Here is a 25,127-nt window from a genome sequence, read left to right on the forward strand (position 1 = left end):
ATTAGAAAATCCCTGCCTTAGATTAAATCAGTGAAGCATGGTTCTTTTTAAAACTTATCAACGAAAGCAGGGCCGACACTACCCCAGGATCATTCCGGCAAATGTGGCGGAGAGAAGTGATGCCAGGGTTCCTCCTAAAACGGCCTTCATCCCGAATTCAGAGAGCGTTTTACGCTGTCCCGGCGCCAGGGAACCAATCCCACCAATCTGAATACCGATAGAGGCAAAGTTGGCAAACCCGCAAAGCATATAAGTTGCCATGATAATCGACTTGTTAAAAGAGAAATGGGTGCCACTGCTGAAATCCTTAAGCTCAGCCAGCTGTATATACCCTACAAATTCACTGGCGGCCAGTTTTACTCCCAACAATTGTCCCATGAGTAAAACATCCTGTGAATTAACCCCTATCAACCACATCAAAGGCGCAAATATTACACCGAGAATAGCTTCCAGCGAAAGCTGTTCATAAACAGAATTTTCACTAATCCAGCTATTGATGGCGGTAAGATCGCCTGCCCAGCCCAGAATACCGTTAATCATGGCGATAAAGGCTACAAAGACTAATAGCATGGCTCCAACATTAACAGCCAGTTTTAAGCCTTCTGTGGTTCCGTTTGCAATGGCATCGAGGATATTTGCGCCAATTTTTTCCGTGGAGACCTGGATTTCCCTGTTTACATTTTCCGTTTGGGGATAGAGGATTTTTGAGATCACAATAGCCCCCGGGGCGGCCATAACGGATGCCGCAATAAGGTGCCGGGCAAATTCGAGTCGGAGCTGTTCGTCATTTCCTCCCAGGAAACCAATATAGGCTGCAAGTACGCCCCCCGCAACGGTAGCCATTCCACCGATCATCACTAAAAGGATTTCAGATTTATTCATCTTCTCCAGGTAAGCCTTGATCAATAAGGGGGCTTCGGTCTGACCCAAAAAGATATTTCCTGAAACGCTCAGACTTTCAGCTCCCGAGATACCCAGAAATCGGGTAAGCAACCAGGCGAGGCCTTTTACAATCTTTTGGATGATACCGAGATAGTAAAGAACTGACGTTAGAGCAGAAAAGAAAATGATTGTCGGCAGGATCTGAAAGGCAAAAATATAGCCTATGTTGGGATTGTCGAGATTGAGAAGGCCACCGAATATAAATTCGCTGCCTGCCATTGTATATTTCAGGATCTCATTAAAAAACTGCCCCAGTTTATTAAAGAACCATTGTATTGCAGGTACTTTGAGAATTCCTATGGCAAGGGATAGTTGTATGCCCAGGCCTATGGCTGTTGTTTTCCAGTTTATCGCCCTGCGGTTAGAAGAGAACAGATATGCGATCAGGAGGAGGGCCAGCATGCCCAGAGCACCACGCCAGAGACTATCGAGGGAAAAACCCTGATTAGCAATGATCGGACTCACTATATCAGGAGTAACTTCCTGTACAGACAAAACAGAGACTTGAGCCGTACTATCCAATTCCACGCTGTCTATTGTGGGAATCTCTTGACCAAAGCCATGGAAAAACAGTAACATAAAAAGGGAAAGGATCCAAATTCCTGGCTTCATACAGAGAGGTCTAGTAAATCATTTGCGTTTGGAAATTTCGTCCCGTAGCCTGGCTGCCTTTTCATAATCTTCGTTGGCAACCGCTTTGTCGAGCTCTTTGTGAAGTTCATCCATGCTCAATTCCTTATACGGGGCAGATGAACCCGGATCAATCTCCACGGTTTCACCTTCCTGTAAAATCTCATCTACGACTATACTGTCATCAACTTCGTCTTTATCCTTTTCCTTGGAAGAGAATTTGAGAAAAATACCCGCTTTATCAAGAATAGTTTTATATGTAAAAATGGGAGCGTTAAACCGAAGGGCAAGGGCGATAGCATCAGAAGTACGCGCATCGATTATCTCCTCCACCTTCTCTCTCTCACAGATGATACTAGAATAAAAAACGCCATCAACAAGCTTGTGGATGATCACCTGTTTGACAACAATATCGAACCTGTCGGCAAAATTTTTAAACAGGTCGTGAGTGAGAGGCCTGGGGGGTTTGATCTCTTTTTCAAGAGCAATGGCAATGGATTGTGCCTCAAAAGCTCCAATCACAATGGGAAGTTTTCGATCTCCGTCAACCTCATTTAAAATAAGGGCATATGCCCCATTTTGTGTTTGACTGTAAGATATTCCTTTAATTTTTAATCTAACTAGACTCATAATCACTCAAATACCAAAAAAAGCTGTTTAAATAGTAAGGATTGTCCCTGGTATTTAAACAGCCCTTTAAAGGCACAAATTAACAAAAATTAGGCGTTCTGGGCCTTAAATTCCTTTAATTTTTCGATGAGTTTCGGGACTACTTCAAAGGCATCCCCTACGATTCCGTAATCAGCTGCTTTAAAGAAGGGAGCTTCCGGATCGGTGTTGATCACTACTTTGACTTTGGAGGCACTTACCCCGGCAAGGTGTTGAATGGCACCTGAAATACCAATGGCAATATAAAGATTGCTGGCCACGGGTTTCCCAGTCTGCCCAACGTGTTCCCCATGCGATCTCCATCCCATATCACTAACTGGTTTTGAGCATGCTGTTGCGGCTCCCAGTACTTCAGCCAGTTCCTCTATCATACCCCAGTTTTCCGGTCCTTTAAGGCCACGACCTGCAGATACTACAATGTCGGCATCGGCAATAGTTACCTCACCAACCACTTTATCTACTTCTACTGACCTGGTTGCAAAGTCCTTTTCACCCGCTTCAGGACTAAAAGATTCTTCCTGCAGACTGGTAGAATTTTCAATTATTCCGAACGCATTGTTAGACACACCGATAATTTTAATATCTGTATTGATTTCGGTATGAGCAAAACCTTTATTACTAAAGGCCATTCTCTTAACTACCATGGGTTGAACGCTGTCAGGTGCGGCAACTGCATTGGGTACATATCCGGCCTTAAGCATCCCGGCAAGCAATCCTCCCAAATATTTAGAATCGGTACTGGAGCTGAGGATCACCACCTGTGCTCCCACCTTTTTAACCGCTTCGGCAATCGCACTGGCGTATGCTCTGGCATGAAAAGTCTTTAATTTTTCATCCTCCACCTTTAATACCTTGCTTACTCCGTATTTCCCAAGGTCTGAGTTATCAGAGACATTAAAGCTGATAGCGGTTACCTCTGTTCCCATTTCCCCTGCCACTTTATAGGCGTAAGAGGCAGCTTCAAAAGCATTCTTCTTTAACTTTCCGCTCTCGGCTTCTGTATAAACTAATATGGACATATTCTTTATATTTTTTTAGGAGTACTATTAAATTACTTTTGCCTCGTTATGCAACAAATCAATCAATTCTTCTACGTTTTCCGCGTCGACAAGTTTAACCGGGCCTTTCGGCGCAGGCTTGTCGAACGACTTATCAGTAGTGGCATGATCAGAGTCGACAGGCTCCAGAACATTCAATTTTTTCTGTCGCGCCATCATAATACCCCTCATGTTTGGAATTCTCAGGTCACTTTCCTCTACAAGCCCTTTCTGCCCGCCAATGATCAGGGGTAAAGATGTTTCCAGGGTCTCCTTTCCCCCGTCTATTTCTCTTATGGCTTTCACATTTTCACCTTCGATTTCTAAGCCGATACAAGTGTTGACAAAATTTATGTCGAGAGTGGCTGCGATGATTCCCGGTACCATTCCGCCGTTGTAGTCGATGGATTCCCTGCCTGCGATGATTAAGTCGTACCCGCCGTTTTTTATTACTTCGGCGAGTTGTTGAGCCACAAAATAACCGTCGGTAGGCTCAGCGTTGATTCTTATTCCTTCATCGGCACCAATTGCCAGGGCCTTTCTCATTGTAGATTCTACATTGGGGCCTCCCACAGTGGCCACATGTACCGTAGCACCCTGCTTTTCCTTAAACCACATAGCACGGGTAAGACCAAATTCGTCATTGGGGTTGATCACAAATTGAACACCCGTAGGATCGAATTTAGTATTGTCCTGGGTAAAATTGATCTTGGAGGTCGTATCTGGAACATTACTGATACAAACTAATATATTCATATGAGGTATTTTTTGAAATAATAAGGCCTCAAAGATAACCAATAAAATTCAAAAATACTATGCATGCATAATAAAAATTTAAATTGATTTTCCTTTTTTGTAAGGTCTTTTTGAAGGATATTTTCCTATTTTTGTTGGCATTTTGATCACAATTCAGGATGAGAAATACAAGCATATGAAGACAATTCAATTTCGGGAAGCTATTGCAGAAGCCATGTCTGAAGAAATGAGGAGAGACGAGTCGATTTACCTGATGGGGGAGGAAGTGGCTGAATACAATGGTGCTTATAAGGCATCAAAAGGGATGCTGGATGAATTTGGCCCTGAACGGGTTATTGATACTCCTATTTCAGAATTAGGTTTTTCAGGGATAGGCGTTGGTTCTGCCATGATAGGTAACCGCCCTATTATTGAATTTATGACCTTCAATTTTGCTCTTGTAGGAATTGATCAGATCATCAATAATGCGGCTAAAATCAGACAAATGTCTGGAGGGCAGTTCAATTGTCCTATCGTCTTCAGAGGACCTACGGCCTCTGCGGGTCAGCTTGCCGCTACGCATTCACAGGCCTTTGAAAGTTGGTATGCCAACTGCCCCGGTCTTAAGGTTGTAGTACCTTCAAATCCTAAAGATGCCAAAGGATTGCTCAAAGCATCTATTCGTGATGACGACCCGGTAATTTTTATGGAATCTGAGCAGATGTATGGGGATAAAGGGGAAGTGCCCGAAGGTGAATTCACTATTCCCCTGGGTGTTGCCGAAATTAAGAGAGAAGGAAAAGACGTCACAATAGTTTCGTTTGGCAAGATCATTAAAGAAGCTTATAAAGCTGCCGAAGAACTTGAAAAAGAAAGAATTCAATGTGAGATTATTGACCTCCGGACCGTAAAGCCTATGGACAGTGAAGCTATCCTGAAATCTGTAAAAAAGACTAATCGTCTGGTGATTCTGGAAGAGGCGTGGCCCTTTGGGAATGTAGCCACAGAGATCACTTACCAGGTGCAGTCCAAAGCGTTTGACTACCTGGATGCACCCATAGTAAAGATCAATACGGCAGATACTCCAGCCCCGTATTCCCCGGGATTACTGGAAGAGTGGTTACCCAATCACCAGGATGTTATCAATGCTGTTAAAAAGGTGATGTACAAATAATTGAGACCTTAATAAAACTTTTTAAAACTTCGTCACTCCGGTGCTGGCGAAGTTTTTTTTATCCGTATTTTTTCCGGAAGATGTAAAACCCAAATAAGAAGGGAATTAAGAATAGAATTTAAAATAGTTCCCGGGATTACGCCCTTTATCTATGAGGATAATCTTGATTACCTTATTATTTTTTATCACAACCCTTTGTTTTTCTCAAACGAAGGTAAGTGGTATTGTTGTAGATGAAAATGGAGATCCTGTGGCCTTTGCCAATGTCATTTTTCCAAACTCAACGGAAGGGACGATCACCAATGACAATGGTAGATTCTATCTCGAATCAGACCAGAGCTACAACGCCATTCAGGTATCATTTATCGGGTATCAAACGAGGGATATTGAACTTGTCTCTACCGTAAACTACGACCTCAGGATTGTTTTATCTGAAGGCGAGCAGCTCGATGAAGTAGTGGTCTATATAGGAAAGCGGTCTAAAAAAGACAATCCGGCCATCGATATCCTTAGAAAGATATGGGCCAAGAAAAGGATAAACGGACTTCGCAAATTTAAACAATACGAATACGACAAATACGAGAAGGTAGAATTCGATCTCAATACTATAGACAGTGCCCTGATCAAAAGCAGGGTGTTCAAGGGACTCGAATTTGTCTTTGCAGACCTCGACACTTCACGAATAACCGGAAAGACCTATTTGCCCATTTTCCTCAATGAGGTTTTTTCAAAGGTCTACGGGAACAACGAGATCCAGAAGGAACGGGAAGATGTGCTGGGGAATAAGAATTCTGGATTTACAAACAACCAGGCGATAACCGCCTTTGTTCAGGACCTGTATTCCGATTATGACGTATATGCCAACTACCTTAAGTTTTTTGATAAGAGTTTTACCAGTCCGCTGTCACGCACCGGAATCGATGTATACAATTACGTCCTTTCAGACAGTGCCTATATCGACAACAAATGGTGCTACCATATCATCTACTATCCGAGGCGAAAGAATGAACTTACTTTTAAAGGTGATTTCTGGGTGAATGATACTACATACGCCTTGAAGAAGATCAACCTCGAAGTAACAAAAAGCGCCAATATTAATTGGGTAAAGGAGATTTACATAGAGCAGGATTTTGAAGTGGTTAGTGATTCGGTTTTCCTCCTGAAAAGGGATTATATGTTATCCGACTTTGCCCTGAATAAAAAGGAATCGTCTAAAGGTGTTTACGGAAAGCGAACCACTGTCTATGACAATTATAAATTTGACCAGGCAAAACCTGAGGAATTTTACAGAACAGCTTCTGATCCCTTCGATCCACAGGTCTTCCAACGCGATAGCCTATTCTGGAGCAATAACAGGCTGGAATCCCTGAATAAAGACGAAAGTGGAATATACGCTTTGCTGGATACTCTTAAAACTGTTCCGAAATTTAAGACGTATTACAATCTGGTAAGCATCCTCAGCTCAGGCTATGTGGAGATCGACAAATGGAACATGGATATCGGAAGCATCTACAGCACTTTTGGCTATAACGATGCAGAAGGTATACGTCTCCGGGGAGGGATGCGTACCTATTTTGGACAGAACGATCCCTGGCGGCTGGAAGGGTACATGGCTTATGGCTTTATGGACAAAAAGGTTAAACACGGTTTTTCGGCCAAATTCCTGTTAGATAAGAAAAGCAGACTGATTATCTCCGGTGGAAACCGCCGCGATATTGAACAGTTGGGCCTAAGTCTCACAGCAACGAATGATGTTTTGGGAAGGAGTGTAGCCTCCTCATCGGTCCTGACGGTTGGGAATAATGACCGCCTTACCAGTATAAATCTCAGCACGCTCAACCTCGAAGCCGAACCCTTTAAGAATTTCAGAATGAGATTCGGTGGTTCCTTCCGAACCCTGAGATCAGCCCTGCCTCAGGCCTTTAACCTGGATTATATTGACCCGGAATCTCCCACAGGGATATCTTCAGAGATAAAACAATTTGATCTTACAACTACGCTAATTTATACCCCGGGGAAACGGACCATAGGGTATGGAGTGGAACGACGGAATGTCAACGATGAATACGCAACACTGCTACTTAATTATACCAGGGGGTTAGAAGGCTTTCTCGAAAGCGATTTCAGTTATGCCAAATATCAGTTTTCCTACACCCAACCCTGGCAAATAGGTGGATTTGGCCGACTCCTGAGTACTGTGGAAATGGGAAAGACTACAGAGGCCGTACCTCTTAGCCTGCTTAATGTAATCCCAGGAAATCAAACATTATTTACCTTGTACAATACCTTCCCAAACCTGGATTTCTATGAATTTGTTACAGATACCTATATCGCCCTCCATCTGGAACAGAATTTTAATGGACGGCTGTTTTCTCGTATACCTGTAATTCGCGACTGGAATCTAAGGGAAATTGTAGGTCTCCGTGGTGCCTGGGGACAGCTTTCAGATGAGAACATAGCCCTTAATAGTCCAACCAACATTCCCCTTGCCGCGCCTTCAGACAAGATCTATTGGGAATACTCATTTGGGATTAGTAACATCTTCAAGATTTTCAGGGTCGATTTTAACTTCAGAGGAAATTATCTGGAAAGCCCTGATGCCAGGCCTTTTAGCGTAACCGGAACCTTTGGCTTTAATTTCTGATTTAGCTTGGTACTCTCCCGTTCTTCGTACAAATTATTGAGGTCAATTATTGCTTTTATATTCAGATCGGTTTTACTACTTTTGCAGCCGTTTTAACAGATAAATAACAAATCAATATGGAACTAATCGTAACCCTATTACCAGCATTTGGTGTACTAGCCTTGCTGTTTGTCTTTATTAAAAACATGTGGGTCTCTAAACAGGAAGTAGGAGACGAGAAAATGGCAAGAATTGCAAAAAACATTGCAGATGGCGCTATGTCTTTTCTTAAGGCAGAATACAAAATACTGTCAATCTTTGTTGTTGCCGTTGCTGTACTTCTCTATTTCAAAGGTGAAAACGAAGCTGGATCTAATGGAATGGTGGCACTCTCTTTCGGTGTAGGCGCCATTTGTTCAGCCTTGGCAGGATTTATAGGGATGCGTGTTGCAACCAAAGCCAATGTAAGAACAACACAGGCAGCCAGGACTTCCCTGGGAAAAGCTTTGGAAGTTGCTTTTGCCGGAGGTTCCGTTATGGGACTTGGAGTAGTTGGTTTAGGAGTATTAGGCCTTAGTGGTCTCTTTATGATCTATCAGAACATCTGGCCGGGCGCAGATAATGTTTCATTAGTATTAAATGTATTATCCGGATTTTCTTTAGGGGCGTCATCTATCGCCCTTTTTGCACGTGTAGGAGGAGGAATTTATACCAAAGCAGCAGATGTTGGTGCTGACCTTGTTGGAAAAGTGGAAGCGGGAATTCCCGAAGATCACCCACTTAACCCTGCTACCATTGCCGATAACGTAGGAGATAATGTTGGGGATGTTGCCGGGATGGGAGCCGACCTTTTTGAATCCTATGTGGGTTCTATCATCGGAACAATGGTTTTGGGAGCATATATATTTACCCCTGATTTAGATGGTCTTGGTGCTGTCTATTTACCTTTAGTGTTGGCAGCAGTTGGAATCATAATGTCTATCATAGGAACCTTCTTTGTAAAAGTAAAAGAAGGAGGTAATCCGCAAACAGCTTTGAATATAGGTGAGTTTGGATCTGCCGGTTTAATGGTGATCGCATCTTATTTTATTATTCACGCCATGATCCCTGATACAGTTGAAGGCCTGCCATTTGGCGCTTTGGGTGTATTTTGGGCGACAATTGCCGGACTTGTAGCCGGATTAGGAGTAGGGAAGATCACCGAATATTACACAGGAACAGGAACAAAACCGGTAAGTGCTATTGTTCGGCAATCTGAAACCGGTGCTGCAACCAACATTATTTCCGGATTAGGAGTTGGGATGATGTCTACAGCTGTTCCGATTTTATTGATCGCAGGAGCCATTTTGGTTTCGCATCATTTTGCAGGATTATACGGAATCGCTATCGCAGCCGTGGGGATGCTTGCAAATACAGGAATTCAGCTGGCAGTTGATGCCTACGGACCAATTTCAGATAATGCCGGGGGTATTGCCGAAATGGCTGAATTACCCGGAGAAGTTCGTGAACGAACCGATAAATTAGATGCTGTTGGAAATACCACTGCTGCTATTGGAAAAGGATTTGCGATTGCCTCTGCGGCATTAACAGCATTAGCTTTATTTGCCGCCTTTATGAAGGTAGCAAACGTAAACACTATTGATGTTTCCAGACCTGATATTATGGCCGGCTTATTAGTAGGAGCTATGTTGCCTTTTGTTTTCTCTGCCTTGTCTATGAATGCAGTAGGACGTGCGGCGATGGCTATGATCGAGGAAGTTCGTCGTCAGTTCAGGGATATCCCTCAATTAAAAGCGGCCCTGGAGGTGATGCGTAAGTACGATTCAGATATGTCTAAAGCTTCTGAAGCTGACCGGGCTATTTTTGATGCTGCAGATGGATATGCAGAATACGACAAATGTGTTGATATTTCTACAAAAGCCTCTATTAAAGAAATGGTACTTCCGGGTCTTTTAGCAATTGCAGTTCCTGTAGCTATTGGTTTTATAGGGGGTGCTGAAATGCTGGGCGGACTATTGGCAGGTGTAACTTCTGCAGGTGTTTTGATGGCCATCTTCCAGTCGAATGCCGGAGGTGCCTGGGATAATGCCAAGAAGATGATAGAAGCTGATGGCCGTAAAGGCTCTGATGCCCATAAGGCTGCAGTTGTTGGAGATACTGTTGGAGATCCGTTTAAAGATACTTCAGGACCTTCCCTGAACATCCTTTTAAAGTTAATGTCTGTTGTTGCCCTGGTAATTGCGCCGAGTATTGCACTTTCTTCTGATGCAGTTTCTTCCTATAATATGGAGAAAATGGGAATGGAGAATGTAGAACATAGTATGCAGAAAGAAGTGAAGGTAAGTATGGAAGAGAATGAAGATAGCACAGTTACCGCTAAAGTAGTAACCACAACTACCAAAGATGGCGAAGAAAATGTAGATGAAAAGACATTTTCGGGGACTATGGAAGAGGTGGAAGCTCAGATTGAGGCCATGAACCAAATGGAAGAAGGAACTAAGATCAAGATCAAAAAGGTAATTGAAAAAGAAGTAGAGGAGAACTAGACTTTACTTTTATCTGATAAAAAAAGGCCACTGTTTAACAGCGGCCTTTTTTGTGTTTTAAAATCAGATTAGAATAAACCGTGAATCTCTGCATCTATTTTATTGATGACCTCTCCAAGGTGTTCCGGGTCATCTACAAAATCTAACCGATCCACATCGATCACCAGAAGATTACCTTTTTCATAGCCATGGACCCATGCTTCGTAGCGTTCATTTAACCTGCTCAAATAGTCTATGGATATTGTGTTTTCATAATCCCTGCCTCTTTTGTGGATCTGATTGACGAGGTTAGGGATAGAACTGCGAAGGTAGATCAGCAAGTCCGGGGGTTGCACCAGACTTTCCATAAGTTCGAATAAACTGGTATAGTTTGTAAAATCCCTGTTCGTCATCAGGCCCATGGCGTGAAGGTTGGGGGCAAATATATGAGCGTCCTCATAAATAGTCCGGTCCTGAATAACGTTTTTCCCACTCTCCCGGATTTTGAGGATCTGCCGGTAACGACTGTTCAGGAAATAGATCTGGAGGTTAAAACTCCACCGTTCCATCTGAGTATAAAAATCGTCCAGATAGGGATTGTCTACCACATCTTCAAAATGCGCTTCCCACTTATAATGTTTTGAAAGTAATTCGGTCAGAGTTGTCTTTCCTGCCCCGATGTTTCCGGCAACGGCGATGTGCATAGGATCCTTTTATTTGGCTTTTGATGTATTTTTGAAAGGATAGCAATATACAAAGTATCTTGGCTATCGAAAAAAATAGTGGATGAAATACTATCTGTAAATAGACATCATAAAATTTTTATTTCAAACCCAAATATGTACTTTTGTGCCCATTAACGAAGAGGACGGATTTGACTGATTGCAACCTCTCTAAAAATGCTAAAGCAGTTTCTGCCGATTTCCGTGCACTGTAAACTTCTCTCTGGCATTTTTTCGAATCCCTTCTCACAAGCTAAGAAAACGGTATGCCATATTTATTTACTTCCGAATCTGTAAGTGAGGGACACCCTGATAAGATCGCCGATCAGATCAGCGATGCCCTTCTTGATAATTTCCTGGCTTTTGACCCCGAAAGCAAAGTGGCCTGTGAGACCCTGGTTACCACCGGGCAGGTTGTGCTTGCGGGGGAAGTGAAAAGTCATACTTATGTTGATCTGCAGCAGATAACCCGTGAAGTAATCAATGAGATTGGGTATACCAAAGGTGCATACCAGTTTAGTGGGGATTCCTGTGGAATAATTTCTTTGATACATGAACAATCTAAAGAGATCAACCAGGGGGTAGATCGGGGAACCAAGGAAGAGCAGGGAGCAGGTGATCAGGGGATGATGTTTGGATATGCCACCAAAGAAACTGAAAATTATATGCCGCTTGCGCTGGATATTTCTCATAAGATCCTCCAGGAACTAGCCGCACTTCGGAAAGAAAATGACGACATTACCTATTTACGCCCTGATGCCAAAGCACAGGTAACCATTGAATATTCTGATGATAACGTCCCATTGAGGATAGATACTATTGTCATCTCAACTCAGCACGACCCCTTTGACGAGGACGACCAGAAAATGCTAAAGACCATCAAAAGCCATCTCCTGGCTATTCTGATCCCAAGGGTTAAAAAGAGGTTGCCGGAAAAAACAAGAGAACTTTTTACCGACGACATCAGGTACCATATCAACCCGACAGGGAAATTTGTCATTGGAGGGCCCCATGGGGATACCGGGCTCACCGGTAGAAAGATTATCGTGGATACCTATGGGGGCAAAGGAGCACACGGAGGGGGCGCCTTCAGCGGAAAAGATCCGAGTAAGGTAGACAGAAGCGCTGCTTATGCTGCACGTCATGCAGCAAAGAACCTGGTAGCCGCAGGCGTTGCCGAAGAAATACTTGTACAGATCAGTTACGCCATTGGGGTAGTACAACCCACTTCCGTTTTTGTGGATACCTATGGTACAGCGAAAATAAATATGACAGATGGGGAGATAGCAAAAATAGTGGCTGATTTGTTCGATTTCAGACCCTTTGCGATTGAAGAACGTCTGAAATTAAGAAATCCAATATATCTCGAAACTGCTGCTTATGGCCATATGGGGAAAGAACCCAAGATGGTGACCAAGGTCTTTGAGTCGCCTTATAACGGGCGTATCAAACGAGAAGTAGAGTTGTTTACCTGGGAAAAACTGGATATGATTGAACTGGTGCAGGAAGCATTTAACATATAATTTTAGTAGGATAATTAGGATTTTTAAAAATTCCGTTCCTATATTTGACAATTCAAAGTTCAAACTCTTATTGAATAGTTATCAAGAAAGGTGGAGGGACTAGACCCTTTGAAGCCTTAGCAACCCTTTGTGTCAGAAGCAAAGAAGGTGCTACATTCTATCATGCATACGGCAGGACAGATAACACAGACCTATTACCATCGGTAATTTCTCTTTCTTTTTAACTTTTTTGATTTGTACTCCGGCTAACAGTAGCCGTAGTGTGGTTTGGCTTTTTTATTTCATGTTTAACAAATAAAAAAACTAAAATCATGAGCGATCAAAATTTTTCGACCAAAGCATTGCATGCTGGTCACGACACCAAATTGCACGGGGGGACAAGGGCCATCCCGATTTACCAGAGTACAGCTTATGTGTTCGACAATTCGGACCATGCCGCAAATTTGTTTTCCCTTGCGGAATTCGGGAATATCTATACCCGGATCAACAACCCTACCAACGACATCCTGGAGCAGCGCCTGGCAGCACTCGAAGGTGGCATCGCATCGGTAGTAACAGCTTCCGGTACCGGGGCCATCAATACTGCCTTGTTGGTATTATTAAAGGCGGGGGATCATATTGTTGCATCCAACAGCTTATACGGGGGCACTTATAACTTACTTAGTGTTACCCTGCCACGCCTTGGTATCACTACCACATTTGTGGATCCTGAAGATCCTGCTAATTTCGGCAAGGCCGTCAAAGAAAACACAAGAGCCATTTTTGTTGAATCCCTGGGAAATCCAAAACTGGACGTACTTGATCTGAAGGCGATTTCAGCTGAGGCAAAAAAGGCGAGGATTCCCTTTATTGTGGATAATACAGTTGCCACCCCGGCCTTATTAAACCCCATTGAACATGGGGCTAATATCGTGATCCACTCCCTGACAAAATACATTAATGGCAACGGAACCGCTTTAGGGGGTGCCATTATTGATGCAGGAACATTCGACTGGTCTAGTGGGAAGTTTCCCGAGTTTACAGAGCCTTCTCCCGGTTATCACGGATTAGTATATCACGATGCTCTTGGACCGGCTGCCTTTATAGCCAAGGTCAGAATAGAAGGCCTTCGCGATCACGGCGCCTGCCTGAGTCCGTTTAATGCGTTCCAGATTATTCAGGGGCTTGAAACACTTGAGGTAAGGATTAAAAAGCACAGTGAAAATGCCCTTGCCCTGGCCAAATGGCTGGAAAACCGAAAGGAAGTTTCCTGGGTAAATTATCCCGGGCTGGAAAGTAGTAAGTACTTTCCTCTGGCCGAGGCATACCTGCCCAAAGGTCAGAGTGGTATTGTCACTTTTGGAGTGAAAGGGGGTTATGAATCAGCCAAAAAAATCGCAGATGAAACCGAAGTATTTTCGCTTTTGGCAAATATTGGAGATACCAAGTCGCTCATCATTCATCCGGCAAGTACAACACATCAGCAATTAGATGATGAAGCCCAACTTACAACTGGAGTAACCAAGGACCTCATCAGGTTGTCTGTTGGTTTGGAAGATTTGTCGGATCTGACAGCAGACCTTGAACAGGCATTTGCGAAAATTGAAAAATCGGTTTTGGCATAATCAGCACTAAACATCACCAAATTCTCCTAGTAAATGGGTCTGAAAGCCAAAGAGATGAAGGCAGTAGCAGGATTAAAACAACTGAATATTCCCGGATATACAACCTTAAGTGGGGTCACTGGGGATATTCAGCTTTCCTATCAGGTATTTGGAAAGCCATTGAATTCTGCACCAGTTGTTTTAGTGAATCACGCCTTAACGGGCAATTCTAATATCTGTGGCCCCGATGGGTGGTGGAATGACCTGGTCGGGAAAGAGAAATGTATTGACACGGACAGATATACAGTTCTCTCATTTAACATTCCCGGAAATGGTTATGATGGCTTTGTCATTGATAACTACAGGGATTTCGTCGCCGGGGATATTGCGAGGATCTTTTTAAGCGGACTTGAATTGCTGAAGATTTTCAAGGTGTATGCTATTATTGGGGGGTCTCTCGGAGGAGGAATTGCCTGGGAAATGGCGGCTCTCAACCCCGAAATAACAACGCACCTGATTCCTGTGGCATCCGACTGGAAGTCGACAGACTGGCTAATTGCCAATTGCCAGATACAGGAACAGTTTTTAGTGAATTCGAAAAATCCTGTACACGATGCAAGGATGCACGCCATGCTGTGCTACCGTACCCCCGAATCTTTTAAAGAACGTTTTAAAAGGAGTACCAATGAAGAATTGAACGTTTTTAATGTGGAAAGTTGGTTATTACACCACGGAAGGAAATTACAGGAACGCTTTCAACTGTCAGCTTACAAACTAACCAACCAGCTTCTTAAGACTATAGATATCACCCGTAGCGGGGATGAAGCGTTTAAAAACTTGCGACAGAGTGAAACGAACATTCATATCATAGGGGTGGATTCTGATCTCTTTTTTTCAGCTAGTGAGAATAAAGATACTTACAAGCAAATGGCTCAGGCCAGGAGTAATGTTACCTATGGGGAGATAAAATCCCTGCACGGACACGATGCCTTTTTGATGGAATTTGAGCAAATGCATCAGCTTCTTGATCCTATTTTTAATAAGAACCAGCGTTCCCACCGATATAAGATTCTCAATTTTGGGGGGAAATCTCTCGCTAACGGGGAAGGTATAGAAAGAGTACTGGAGATCATTGTTTCGGGGGTGAAGGCCGGGGAGAAACTTGCCGTTGTAGTGTCGGCCAGGGAAATGGCTACTGACCAGTTGGGCACTATCCTTGAACTTGCAGCCAAGGGGGAGGATTACAAAAAAGAATTTGAAAGGTTCGAAAGCTATCAAAGGCATAGTTTTAAAAATGTCGATTTGTCCGATCAATTCAGGGAACTGGCACAGCTCTTAGAAGGAGTGGCCCTGCTGGGAGATTACAGTCCCAAAATCCGGGATCAGGTATTGGCTATTGGAGAGCTTATTTCCACCAAGCTGATCACCAAATTACTTATAGGTAAGGGGATTGGGGCAAAATGGATAGATTCACGGGAGTTGATCATTACTGACGAAAACTTTGGCAATGCAAATGTGAAGGACGAAGTGTCGAGAAGCAGGGTCCTGGAACTTTTTCATTCGTTTGAGGCCGGGGTAACCCCCGTAATTGCAGGCTTTATTGGAGCTACAGAAAAAGGGGAGACAACTACACTGGGCAGGAATGGGAGCAATTATACAGCTTCTCTTCTGGCCAATTTCCTCGACGCAGAAGAATTACAGAATTACACCCACGTTGACGGCATCTATACAGCCGATCCGAAATGGGTGCCAGAGGCGAGACGAATAGATAAACTCTCTTATGCAGAAGCCAATGAGCTGGCCAATTTTGGTGCAACCATCCTGCATGCCAAAACCATTATCCCCCTTCTGGAGAAAAATATTCCTCTTCGAATCCTTAATACTTTTAATAAAGAGAACAAGGGGACACTGATTAGTGCCACCTCAGAAGCGGAAGGAATACGCTCTCTTTCAGTGCTCGATAATGAAGCGCTCATCAACCTGGAAGGAAGAGGTCTTCTTGGTAAAGTAGGGGTAGATGCCCGGATATTCCGAGCCCTGAGCAGGAATAATATCAGTGTTAGTATCATCTCCCAGGGTTCTTCAGAAAGGGGTATCGGACTTCTGGTGAACGCAGACAAGGCAGAAATTGCCCGTAGGGCGTTGAAAGAAGAATTTGAATCCGATTTTGAATCAAAGGATATCAATACCATCAATATCGTCGATGATGTTTCTGTGATCTCTATTATTGGTCAGGATCTGAGCACTTTTCATAAACCTTACAATGCATTGATTAAGAATCATGTTATTCCCTTGCTATTTAACAATACGGTAACGGGGAAAAACATCAGCTTGGTAGTAAAACGAGAAGATCTCCATAAAGCATTAAATGTGATGCACGGACAGATCTTTGGCGTGAGTAAGCGAATTAATCTCGCGGTTTTTGGTCATGGAAATGTGGGAGGCACACTTCTCGATCAGATTCTGCATGCAAGTGAGTCGATTGAAAAAAGGAAGGGTATTCAACTCAGGGTTTTTGCCTTGAGTAACTCCAAAACCTTGCTGCTCAGTAAGGACGGAATTAGAAACGACTGGAGGAAAGAGATCAGAGAAAATGGGAATTCCTTTGCACTTTCGGAGGTTTTTAATTTTGCAAGACAACATCACCTGGAAAATCTAATTGCTGTAGATAACACTGCCAGCGAAGAATTTGTAGCTCATTACTTCGATTTTGTTGAAAATGGATTTGACCTCGTATCGTCAAACAAAATTGCCAACACCCTTGGGTATGATTACTATCAGTTGTTGCGGGAAGAGTTAGAGCGGTTTCTAAAACAATATTTATACGAGACGAATGTAGGGGCAGGCCTGCCACTGATCGATACCATAAAACTACTTCATTTATCAGGTGAGAATATCACCAGGATAAAAGGTGTATTTTCTGGTTCCCTTTCCTATATTTTTAATACGTTTTCCGAAAAAAACATTCCATTTTCTGAAGTAGTTCTGGAGGCGATGAGCCTTGGATATACAGAACCCGATCCACGGGAGGACTTATCGGGAATGGATGTGGGGCGTAAATTGCTGATCCTTGCCCGAGAGCTTCAGTTGCAGAATGAGATTGAGGATGTTAAGGTGGAAAACCTTATCCCCCGGGAATTACAGGGCCTTACAGCAGAAGAATTTGCTGAAAGTATAGAAATACTTAATCCGCTGATGGAAAAGAAAAAAGAGAAGTTACAGAAGGGGCAGGTTCTGCGTTATGTTGGAGATCTACACGGTAATTTGCAGAAGGAAAAAGGGATACTGGAGGTAAAGTTGATTGCCGTTTCTGAAGAAAGCAGCCTGGGGAAGGTGCGGGGGTCAGATTCAATCATCGAAATCTATACTGAGTCGTATGGGAAACACCCCCTTGTTATCCAGGGAGCAGGGGCGGGAGCTGCTGTTACGGCAAGAGGGGTTTTTGGCGATATTTTGAGAATCGCAGAAAAAATATAACGGATTATACTTACCTAATGGAAAAGGAGCAAAACCGGTTTGAGACAGATGCGATTAGGATACAAATGGAACGTTCTTCATTTCTGGAACATTCGAGTCCTATTTACATGACGTCGAGTTTTGTATTTGAGGATGCCGAGGATATGCGTGCATCTTTTGCCGAGGAAAAGGACAGGAATATTTATTCGAGATATGCCAATCCCAATAGTTCTGAGCTAATAGAAAAGGTGTGTGCTATGGAAGGTGCGCCGGCCGGTTTTGCCTTCGCTTCGGGTATGGCTGCTGTCTTTTCAACATTTGCTGCCCTATTGGAAAGCGGAGACCACATTCTGTCGGCCCGAAATATTTTTGGCTCAACGCATTCCCTTTTTACACAGTTTTTTCCAAAATGGGGGATTTCTCACACTTATTTTGAGCTAGAGGACCTCGATTCCCTTGAGGACTTGATTACCCCTGCTACAAAAGTAATTTATGCCGAATCGCCTACAAATCCCGGGGTGGACCTGGTGGATTTGGCCCGACTTGGAGAGATCGCCCGAAAACACAATTTGCTGTTTATTGTAGATAATTGCTTTGCTACACCATATTTACAACAGCCTATGAAATTTGGAGCAGACCTCGTGATTCATTCGGGTACGAAACTCATGGATGGGCAGGGCAGGGTGCTGGCCGGGATTACTGTGGGACGATCAGATCTGGTCGATACCATCTATCGCTTTGCGCGCATATCGGGCCCGGCACTTTCGCCTTTTAATGCATGGTTATTATCCCGTAGTCTGGAAACCCTTTCTGTTCGGATTGACAGGCATTGCAGTAATGCGCTTGAGCTTGCTAACTATCTTGAAAAGCATAAACGGGTGGCCAGGGTAAAATATCCTTTCCTCCCTTCCCATCCTCAATATGCCCTGGCAAAGAAGCAAATGAAAGCCGGAGGTTGTGTAGTGGCATTTGAAATTGAAGGGGGTTCAGAGGCAGGGAAACGCTTCTTCGATGCTATTAAGTTACTTTCTCTGTCTGCTAATTTGGGTGATTCCAGGAGCATAGTCACCCATCCGGCATCCACTACCCATAGTAAGCTTACAGAAGAAGAGCGGCAAGCTAGCGGAATCAGTCCGGGTCTTGTAAGAATCTCTGTTGGACTGGAGCATATTGACGATATCATCAGGGATATTTCCCAGGCTTTAGAAAAGTCCAACTGACAATATATTTCAGCACTTTTCGCTATCTTAGCCTTATGCTTTCCAAAAAGACCAAGTATGGCTTGAAGGCCCTTACCTTCCTGGCCAAACAAGATAAAAAAGAGCCAATCCCCATTGCTGATATCGCTGAACAAGAAAATATTTCTCAGAAATTTTTAGAGAGCATTTTACTGACACTCAGGGGAACCGGTTACCTCGGATCCAAGAAAGGAAAAGGAGGAGGGTATTATCTGATTAAAGATCCCTCTGAAATACCCATGACTACTGTGATGCGGGTTTTAGAAGGTCCGATAGCCATGGTGTCCTGCGTAAGTCTCAATTTTTATGAGCAATGTGAGGATTGCCCCGATGAACAAAGCTGCTCTGTGCATAAACTAATGCTGAAGGTGAGGGATAGTGCTCTTGAAGTTTATCGAAATACAACCCTTGCAGATCTAATGTCCTGAGGAAATTACTTCAACTCCTCATAATTACTACGAATTTATTAAAAATTCCCCTTTGTTTTTATTAATCTACTAAAATAGTAGGGTAATATTATTTTTTATATTGTCATCTATTGTTAAGTACCATGGAAAATGTATTTTTGAAATTCCTATTAAAACAATAGGATAATAATAAACGCTATCAAATTACCTATTTGCATGACTTTTACAGACAAACATCTGGAACATCTCAATGCTCAATTCAGGGGAATTCCTACGGAAGAAATTATAGCCTGGGCACTTGAATATTCAAGACGACCTGTACTTACAACAAACTTTGGACCTTATTCCTCTTCTATTCTCCATGCAGTAACGGAAATAAAAAATGATGTGCCTGTCATCTGGTGTGATACGGGATACAATACAGAAGCAACGTATAGGCATGCTGAGCGGGTAATGGGGCAACTAGACCTTAATATGAAAATTTATGTACCCAGACAATCTCGCGCCAGGCGAGAAATACTCATGGGTCAGCCATCAATCGATAACCCGGAACATCAGCAATTCACGGAACAGGTAAAACTCGAACCCTTCAGACGCGCAATGCAGGAGCATCGGCCTGATGTGTGGTTTACCAATATCAGAAAAGGGCAGACTGCTTTTCGCGATTCCCTGGATATACTCAGCATCAATAAAGACGGGATTTTAAAAGTGAGTCCGTTTTATTACTGGACAGATCTGGAATTGAAGGGGTACCTGAAACAACATCAGCTCCCTAACGAAATGGATTATTTTGATCCCACCAAGGTTTTGCAACATAGGGAGTGCGGCATTCACCTCTAGAGTTTCAGACAATTTACTTCCCTAAAAAGTCTGTATTTTACTTGTTTATAACTACAGAGTGACCTTTCTTTGTTATTGTTCATTAACACACTGAAAATTAGTTATCAAGAAAGGTGGAGGGACTAGACCCGCTGAAACCTTAGCAACCCTTTATCCAGTAAAGAAGGTGCTACATTCTATCCCGCTGAAGGCTGGACAGATAACAAACATTTAAGGTACAACCCTTTCCTGCTTCTTGATATTTTATTTTTGATTTTCGGTAATGATTACCGAAGATCTTAGGTGTACTATTAATTTTTCAATGGCTCGGATAGAAGATATTTTACAAGAGCGAATTCTTGTTTTAGACGGGGCAATGGGTACCATGCTTCAACAATACAATTTTACAGATTCAGATTTCCGTGGTGATCGGTTCAGGGAATGGACGCATCCCCTGCAGGGAAATAACGACTTGCTTTCCCTTACCCAGCCTGCTGCGATTGCAGAAATACACAGGAAATACTTTGCCGCCGGAGCTGATATCGTAGAGACAAATACCTTTTCTTCAACGTCAGTTGCCATGGCAGACTACCATATGCAGGAACTGGTATATGAATTGAATTATGAATCGGCTCGTATAGCAAAGGAAGTTGCTGAAGAATTTACCCGGGAGGAACCCCACAAACCGAGATTTGTTGCCGGAAGTATGGGCCCTACCAACAAAACGGCGAGTATGTCTCCTGACGTAAACGACCCTGGATTTCGGGCCATTTCATTTGAGGAGCTCAGGAAGGCTTATTACGAACAAGCTACAGCTCTTTTAGATGGAGGAGTGGACCTCCTTCTGGTGGAAACTATTTTTGATACGCTTAATGCGAAAGCAGCATTATTTGCAATAGAAGAGATCAAAGAAGAACGCGGGATTGCCATTCCGGTGATGATCAGTGGCACTATCACGGATGCCTCAGGACGTACTCTTTCAGGACAGACAGCCGAATCTTTTTTAATATCAGTATCACACATTCCCTTCCTGTCGGTAGGTTTTAATTGCGCGCTGGGAGCCAGTCAGTTAGTACCACACCTCCAGATCTTAGCCGCAAAGACATCATACCCGGTCTCGGCTCATCCCAATGCCGGTCTGCCCAATGCCTTCGGAGAATACGACCAGAGTCCGGAGGAAATGGCTGTACAGATCAGGGAGTATCTCGAAAAAGACCTTGTAAATATTGTAGGGGGATGTTGTGGAACCACCCCTGCCCATATCAATGCAATAGCGCGGTTGGTCGCAGAATATAACCCGAGAAAAGTACTATCACCGGCATGACAAGTGATAAGCACCATATAACCAGGGATTCTTCCTCATTTCAGCTCGCATCAGAAAAGAGGCGTGAACGCAGACCGCTAAAACTCTCAGGCCTGGAGCCTCTGGTAATTACTCCTGAAAGCAATTTTATCAATATTGGGGAACGAACCAATGTAGCCGGTTCCCGGAAGTTTCTTCGCTTGATAAAGGAAGGAAAGTTTGAGGAAGCCGTCGAAATTGCGAGGCACCAGGTAGAAGGTGGTGCCCAGATCATCGATGTGAATATGGATGATGGCCTGATCGACGGAAAGGAAGCAATGGTAAAATTTCTCAACCTGATCCTGGCAGAACCTGATATCGCCAGAGTGCCACTGATGATTGACAGTTCCAAATGGGAAATCCTCGAGGCCGGACTACAAGTTGCTCAGGGAAAATGCGTGGTAAATTCCATCAGCCTTAAGGAAGGGGAGGAAGAGTTTATCCGGCAAGCAAAACTCATTAGACGATACGGGGCTGCTGTAATTATAATGGCTTTTGATGAACAGGGGCAGGCCGACACCTATGAACGCAGGCTTGAAATTGCAGGGAGATCGTATGACATCCTTGTCCATCAACTTAATTTTCCTGCTGAAGACATCATTTTTGATCTTAACGTATTTCCTGTAGCTACGGGGATGGAAGAACACAAACGCAATGCTGTCGACTTTATTGAGGCTACCCGCTGGGTGAGGGCAAACTTACCGCACTGCAGCGTGAGTGGGGGAGTGAGTAATGTATCCTTTAGTTTTAGAGGGAATACTACGGTGCGAGAAGCTATGCATTCAGTCTTCCTGTTCCATGCCATCAGGGCCGGGATGAATATGGGCATTGTAAACCCGGCTCTGCTGGAAGTTTACGATGATATTCCGGAAGATCTGCTTGAATATGTGGAGGATGTGATCCTGAACAGACGCCATGATGCCACTGAAAGGCTACTGGATTTTGCAGAAAAAGTGGTAGGTAAATCCAGGCAGAATAAAAAAGATCTCAGCTGGCGAAAAGAATCCATTCAGGACAGAATTACAAAGGCACTGGTTAAGGGAATTGACGAGTATATCATTGAAGATGTAGAGGAGGCCAGAAAAAGTGCGGAAAGACCAATAGCAGTGATCGAAGGGCATCTGATGAACGGGATGAATGTAGTTGGTGACCTCTTTGGAAGTGGTAAAATGTTCCTTCCCCAGGTGGTAAAATCGGCCAGGGTTATGAAAAAGGCCGTGGCCTACCTTACACCCTTTATCGAAGCATCCCAGGAGGGATCTGCACGTGGTTCGGCCGGGAAGATACTTTTAGCCACAGTAAAAGGAGATGTACACGATATAGGTAAAAACATTGTAAGTGTGGTCCTTGCATGCAATAATTACGAAATCATTGATTTAGGTGTCATGGTCCCACCGGAAAAGATCATTCAGAAAGCCGTAGAACATCAGGTGGATATTATAGGGTTGAGCGGACTCATCACCCCCTCCCTAGATGAAATGGTATTTCTGGCAAAAGAGATGGAACTACAGAATTTCAGTGTTCCATTACTAATTGGTGGTGCTACAACGAGCAAAGCCCATACAGCCGTTAAGATAGACCCTCAGTATAAAGCAGCTGTAGTCCATGTCAATGATGCCTCCAGGGCTGTTACTGTGGTTGGGGATCTTCTTCAACCAGACCGCTCTGAAGGATATATAAAAGAATTAAAATCAAACTACGCCGATTTTCGTGATAAATTTCTCGATCGGGGGAAACATAAAGAGTACATAAGTTTAGGGGAAGCGCGAAAGAACAAACTAGTTCTGTCTTGGAGTACGGCAGAAATTACAGAACCAAAACAAATAGGAACACATGTCCTTGAAGAGGTAGACCTTAGTCTCCTGGAACCATTTATGGACTGGACTCCGTTTTTTCGAAGCTGGGATCTCCATGGCAAATATCCCCATATTTTGAAAGATGAGATGGTGGGGGAGCAGGCAACCGGCTTGTTCGACGATGCAAAGGAGATGTTGAATACCATAATTGAAAAAAGGCTTTTAAAGGCCAAGGCAGTTTTTGGTCTTTTTCCTGCAAATTCTATAAATGACGATGATATTGAAGTGCTGCTTAAACGCGAAAAGCCAGCTTATGTCTTTCGTACTTTAAGGCAGCAGATACGGAAAAAGAAAGGAGTGCCACACCTGGCACTTGCCGATTTTGTCGCTCCCAAATCATCCGGGATACAGGACTATATAGGGTGTTTCTGTGTAACTGCAGGTTTTGGTACAGAAAAACTGGCCAGGAAATATGAAGCAGCTCTGGATGATTATAGTGCCATCATGGTGAAGGCTTTGGCCGATCGGCTGGCAGAGGCTTTAGCCGAATATCTGCACCGTGAGATCAGAACAGACTATTGGGGATATGCCCGGAGTGAATCCCTAACTAATGAAGATCTGATCCGGGAGGCATATAAGGGAATCCGGCCAGCCCCGGGATATCCTGCCTGCCCCGACCATCTTGAAAAGAAAACCATCTGGGAGATTCTGGATGTAGAGGAAACTATTGGAGTTACCTTAACCGAAAGTCTTGCGATGTGGCCTGCAGCCAGTGTCAGTGGCTACTATTTTGCTCACCCACAGGCCCGTTATTTTGGAGTTGGAAAAATTGCCGAGGATCAATTAGAGGACTATGCAAATCGTAAAGGAATTTCATTAAAGGAGGCTCGTAAATGGCTGGCACCGAATCTGGCAGATTAAACAACAGCAAAAAGAATGAAAGTAACCGAACATATAGAAAGGGCTGAAGGGGAAACCCTTTTTTCCTTTGAGATAATTCCGCCGGTAAAAGGGAGGAGTATACAGGAACTCTATGACAATATAAACCCTTTGATGGAGTTTAAGCCTCCATTTATAGACGTGACTACCTCACGGGAGGAATACGTATACATAGACCGCGATGGCTTACTAGACAAGAAACTAACCAGGATGCGTCCCGGAACCGTGGGAATTTGTGCTTCAATAAAACATAAATACGATGTAGATACGATTCCGCATGTGCTCTGTGGGGGATTTACAAAAGAGGAGACTGAATACCTTCTGGTAGATTGTCACTATCTAGGGATTGACAATGTCATGGCATTAAGAGGTGATGCTATGAAAGGAGAGCAGTATTTTGAACCTACGAAGGGAGGTCATAAATACGCGTCTGATTTGGTTAGTCAAATTAGAAACCTGAATTCCGGACAGTATCTTCACGAAGTGATCGAAACTGATAATTGTTCCGACTTTTGTATTGGTGTAGCAGGATATCCCGAGAAACATATGGAAGCTCCTTCCATGAAGACCGATCTGAAATGGCTTAAGAAAAAGGTCGATCTCGGAGCTCAATACATCGTAACTCAGATGTTTTTTGACAACCAAAAATACTTTGATTTTGTTACCGCAGCACGGGATGCAGGAATTGATGTACCCATCATTCCGGGAATTAAACCTATTGCCGTAAAAAGGCACCTCCAATTACTTCCTCAGGTTTTCCGGATTGATTTGCCCCAGGATCTTATCGAGGAAGTGGAGAAATGCAGGAATAACTCAGAAGTAAGACGAGTAGGAATTGAATGGGCCATCGATCAGTCAAAAGAACTCAAAGCAGCAGGAGCCCCAGTGCTACACTATTACTCTATGGGCAAAAGTGATAATATTAGGGAAATAGCGAAAGCAGTATTTTAATCCCCCTGGGATCAAG

General features: G+C 43.5%; 17 protein-coding genes and 2 riboswitches. Of the genes, 12 read left to right on the forward strand and 5 right to left on the reverse strand.

The window, feature by feature from the left end:
- Positions 1 to 78 precede the first annotated feature (78 nt).
- The 4 genes from ACA086_RS10010 to ACA086_RS10025 form a co-directional block, all read right to left on the reverse strand.
- The gene (locus ACA086_RS10010; protein ID WP_371003162.1) at positions 79 to 1,554 is read right to left on the reverse strand and encodes a NupC/NupG family nucleoside CNT transporter; all 1,476 of its coding nucleotides are present in this window, start codon (positions 1,552 to 1,554) and stop codon (positions 79 to 81) included.
- Positions 1,555 to 1,572: 18 nt separating this feature from the next.
- A complete protein-coding gene (locus ACA086_RS10015; protein ID WP_371003163.1) occupies positions 1,573 to 2,202 on the reverse strand; it encodes a bifunctional nuclease domain-containing protein in 630 nt (209 codons plus the stop codon).
- A gap of 89 nt (positions 2,203 to 2,291) precedes the next feature.
- Complete coding sequence (locus ACA086_RS10020; RefSeq protein ID WP_371003164.1) at positions 2,292 to 3,260, reverse strand: electron transfer flavoprotein subunit alpha/FixB family protein; 969 nt, start codon at positions 3,258 to 3,260, stop codon at positions 2,292 to 2,294.
- 27 nt (positions 3,261 to 3,287) lie between these two features.
- Positions 3,288 to 4,034, reverse strand: a complete 747-nt coding sequence (locus tag ACA086_RS10025) for an electron transfer flavoprotein beta subunit/FixA family protein (protein ID WP_371003165.1) — start codon at positions 4,032 to 4,034, stop codon at positions 3,288 to 3,290.
- A gap of 175 nt (positions 4,035 to 4,209) precedes the next feature.
- On the opposite strand from ACA086_RS10025, the gene ACA086_RS10030 reads away from it, so the two are divergent.
- The 3 genes from ACA086_RS10030 (at position 4,210) to ACA086_RS10040 (ending at position 10,356) form a co-directional block, all read left to right on the forward strand.
- Positions 4,210 to 5,187: a pyruvate dehydrogenase complex E1 component subunit beta gene (locus ACA086_RS10030; RefSeq protein ID WP_371003166.1), complete on the forward strand. Its 978-nt coding sequence runs from the start codon at positions 4,210 to 4,212 to the stop codon at positions 5,185 to 5,187.
- A gap of 151 nt (positions 5,188 to 5,338) precedes the next feature.
- Positions 5,339 to 7,831 (forward strand): DUF5686 family protein, encoded by a 2,493-nt coding sequence (locus tag ACA086_RS10035; protein WP_371003167.1) that lies wholly within the window; start codon positions 5,339 to 5,341, stop codon positions 7,829 to 7,831.
- A 116-nt stretch (positions 7,832 to 7,947) separates the two neighbouring features.
- Entirely contained in the window at positions 7,948 to 10,356 is a 2,409-nt protein-coding gene (locus ACA086_RS10040) for a sodium-translocating pyrophosphatase (RefSeq protein WP_371003168.1), read from the forward strand.
- A 68-nt stretch (positions 10,357 to 10,424) separates the two neighbouring features.
- Here the strand turns inward: ACA086_RS10040 and ACA086_RS10045 are convergent, their stop codons facing one another.
- Positions 10,425 to 11,039, reverse strand: coding sequence for a deoxynucleoside kinase (locus ACA086_RS10045; protein ID WP_371003170.1), 615 nt, complete (start codon positions 11,037 to 11,039; stop codon positions 10,425 to 10,427).
- 284 nt (positions 11,040 to 11,323) lie between these two features.
- On the opposite strand from ACA086_RS10045, the gene metK reads away from it, so the two are divergent.
- The 9 genes from metK to metF all read left to right on the forward strand — a co-directional run bounded on the left by metK (position 11,324) and on the right by metF (position 25,111).
- Positions 11,324 to 12,580 carry a methionine adenosyltransferase gene (gene metK / locus ACA086_RS10050; protein ID WP_371003171.1) on the forward strand — a complete coding sequence of 419 codons (1,257 nt, stop codon included), beginning with the start codon at positions 11,324 to 11,326 and terminating at the stop codon, positions 12,578 to 12,580.
- A 75-nt stretch (positions 12,581 to 12,655) separates the two neighbouring features.
- Positions 12,656 to 12,767, forward strand: a riboswitch (SAM riboswitch).
- A 124-nt stretch (positions 12,768 to 12,891) separates the two neighbouring features.
- Positions 12,892 to 14,184 carry an O-acetylhomoserine aminocarboxypropyltransferase/cysteine synthase family protein gene (locus tag ACA086_RS10055; protein WP_371003172.1) on the forward strand — a complete coding sequence of 431 codons (1,293 nt, stop codon included), beginning with the start codon at positions 12,892 to 12,894 and terminating at the stop codon, positions 14,182 to 14,184.
- A gap of 54 nt (positions 14,185 to 14,238) precedes the next feature.
- Positions 14,239 to 17,640, forward strand: coding sequence for a bifunctional aspartate kinase/homoserine dehydrogenase I (gene thrA, locus ACA086_RS10060; protein WP_371003173.1), 3,402 nt, complete (start codon positions 14,239 to 14,241; stop codon positions 17,638 to 17,640).
- Positions 17,641 to 17,657: 17 nt separating this feature from the next.
- Positions 17,658 to 18,839, forward strand: a complete 1,182-nt coding sequence (locus ACA086_RS10065; protein ID WP_371003175.1) for a PLP-dependent aspartate aminotransferase family protein — start codon at positions 17,658 to 17,660, stop codon at positions 18,837 to 18,839.
- A gap of 35 nt (positions 18,840 to 18,874) precedes the next feature.
- Positions 18,875 to 19,285, forward strand: coding sequence for an Rrf2 family transcriptional regulator (locus tag ACA086_RS10070; protein ID WP_371003176.1), 411 nt, complete (start codon positions 18,875 to 18,877; stop codon positions 19,283 to 19,285).
- A gap of 195 nt (positions 19,286 to 19,480) precedes the next feature.
- Positions 19,481 to 20,104, forward strand: coding sequence for a phosphoadenosine phosphosulfate reductase family protein (locus tag ACA086_RS10075; protein WP_371003177.1), 624 nt, complete (start codon positions 19,481 to 19,483; stop codon positions 20,102 to 20,104).
- A 98-nt stretch (positions 20,105 to 20,202) separates the two neighbouring features.
- A riboswitch (SAM riboswitch) is annotated at positions 20,203 to 20,310 on the forward strand.
- A gap of 95 nt (positions 20,311 to 20,405) precedes the next feature.
- Positions 20,406 to 21,407, forward strand: a complete 1,002-nt coding sequence (locus tag ACA086_RS10080; RefSeq protein ID WP_371003178.1) for a homocysteine S-methyltransferase family protein — start codon at positions 20,406 to 20,408, stop codon at positions 21,405 to 21,407.
- Complete coding sequence (metH, locus tag ACA086_RS10085; protein ID WP_371003179.1) at positions 21,404 to 24,142, forward strand: methionine synthase; 2,739 nt, start codon at positions 21,404 to 21,406, stop codon at positions 24,140 to 24,142. Before ACA086_RS10080 ends, metH begins: the two co-directional genes overlap by 4 nt.
- A gap of 15 nt (positions 24,143 to 24,157) precedes the next feature.
- A complete protein-coding gene (gene metF, locus ACA086_RS10090) occupies positions 24,158 to 25,111 on the forward strand; it encodes a methylenetetrahydrofolate reductase [NAD(P)H] (RefSeq protein WP_371003180.1) in 954 nt (317 codons plus the stop codon).
- Positions 25,112 to 25,127: the final 16 nt, after the last annotated feature.

Source organism: Muriicola sp. E247, assembly GCF_041358175.1.
Classification (GTDB): Bacteria; Bacteroidota; Bacteroidia; order Flavobacteriales; family Flavobacteriaceae; genus Muriicola.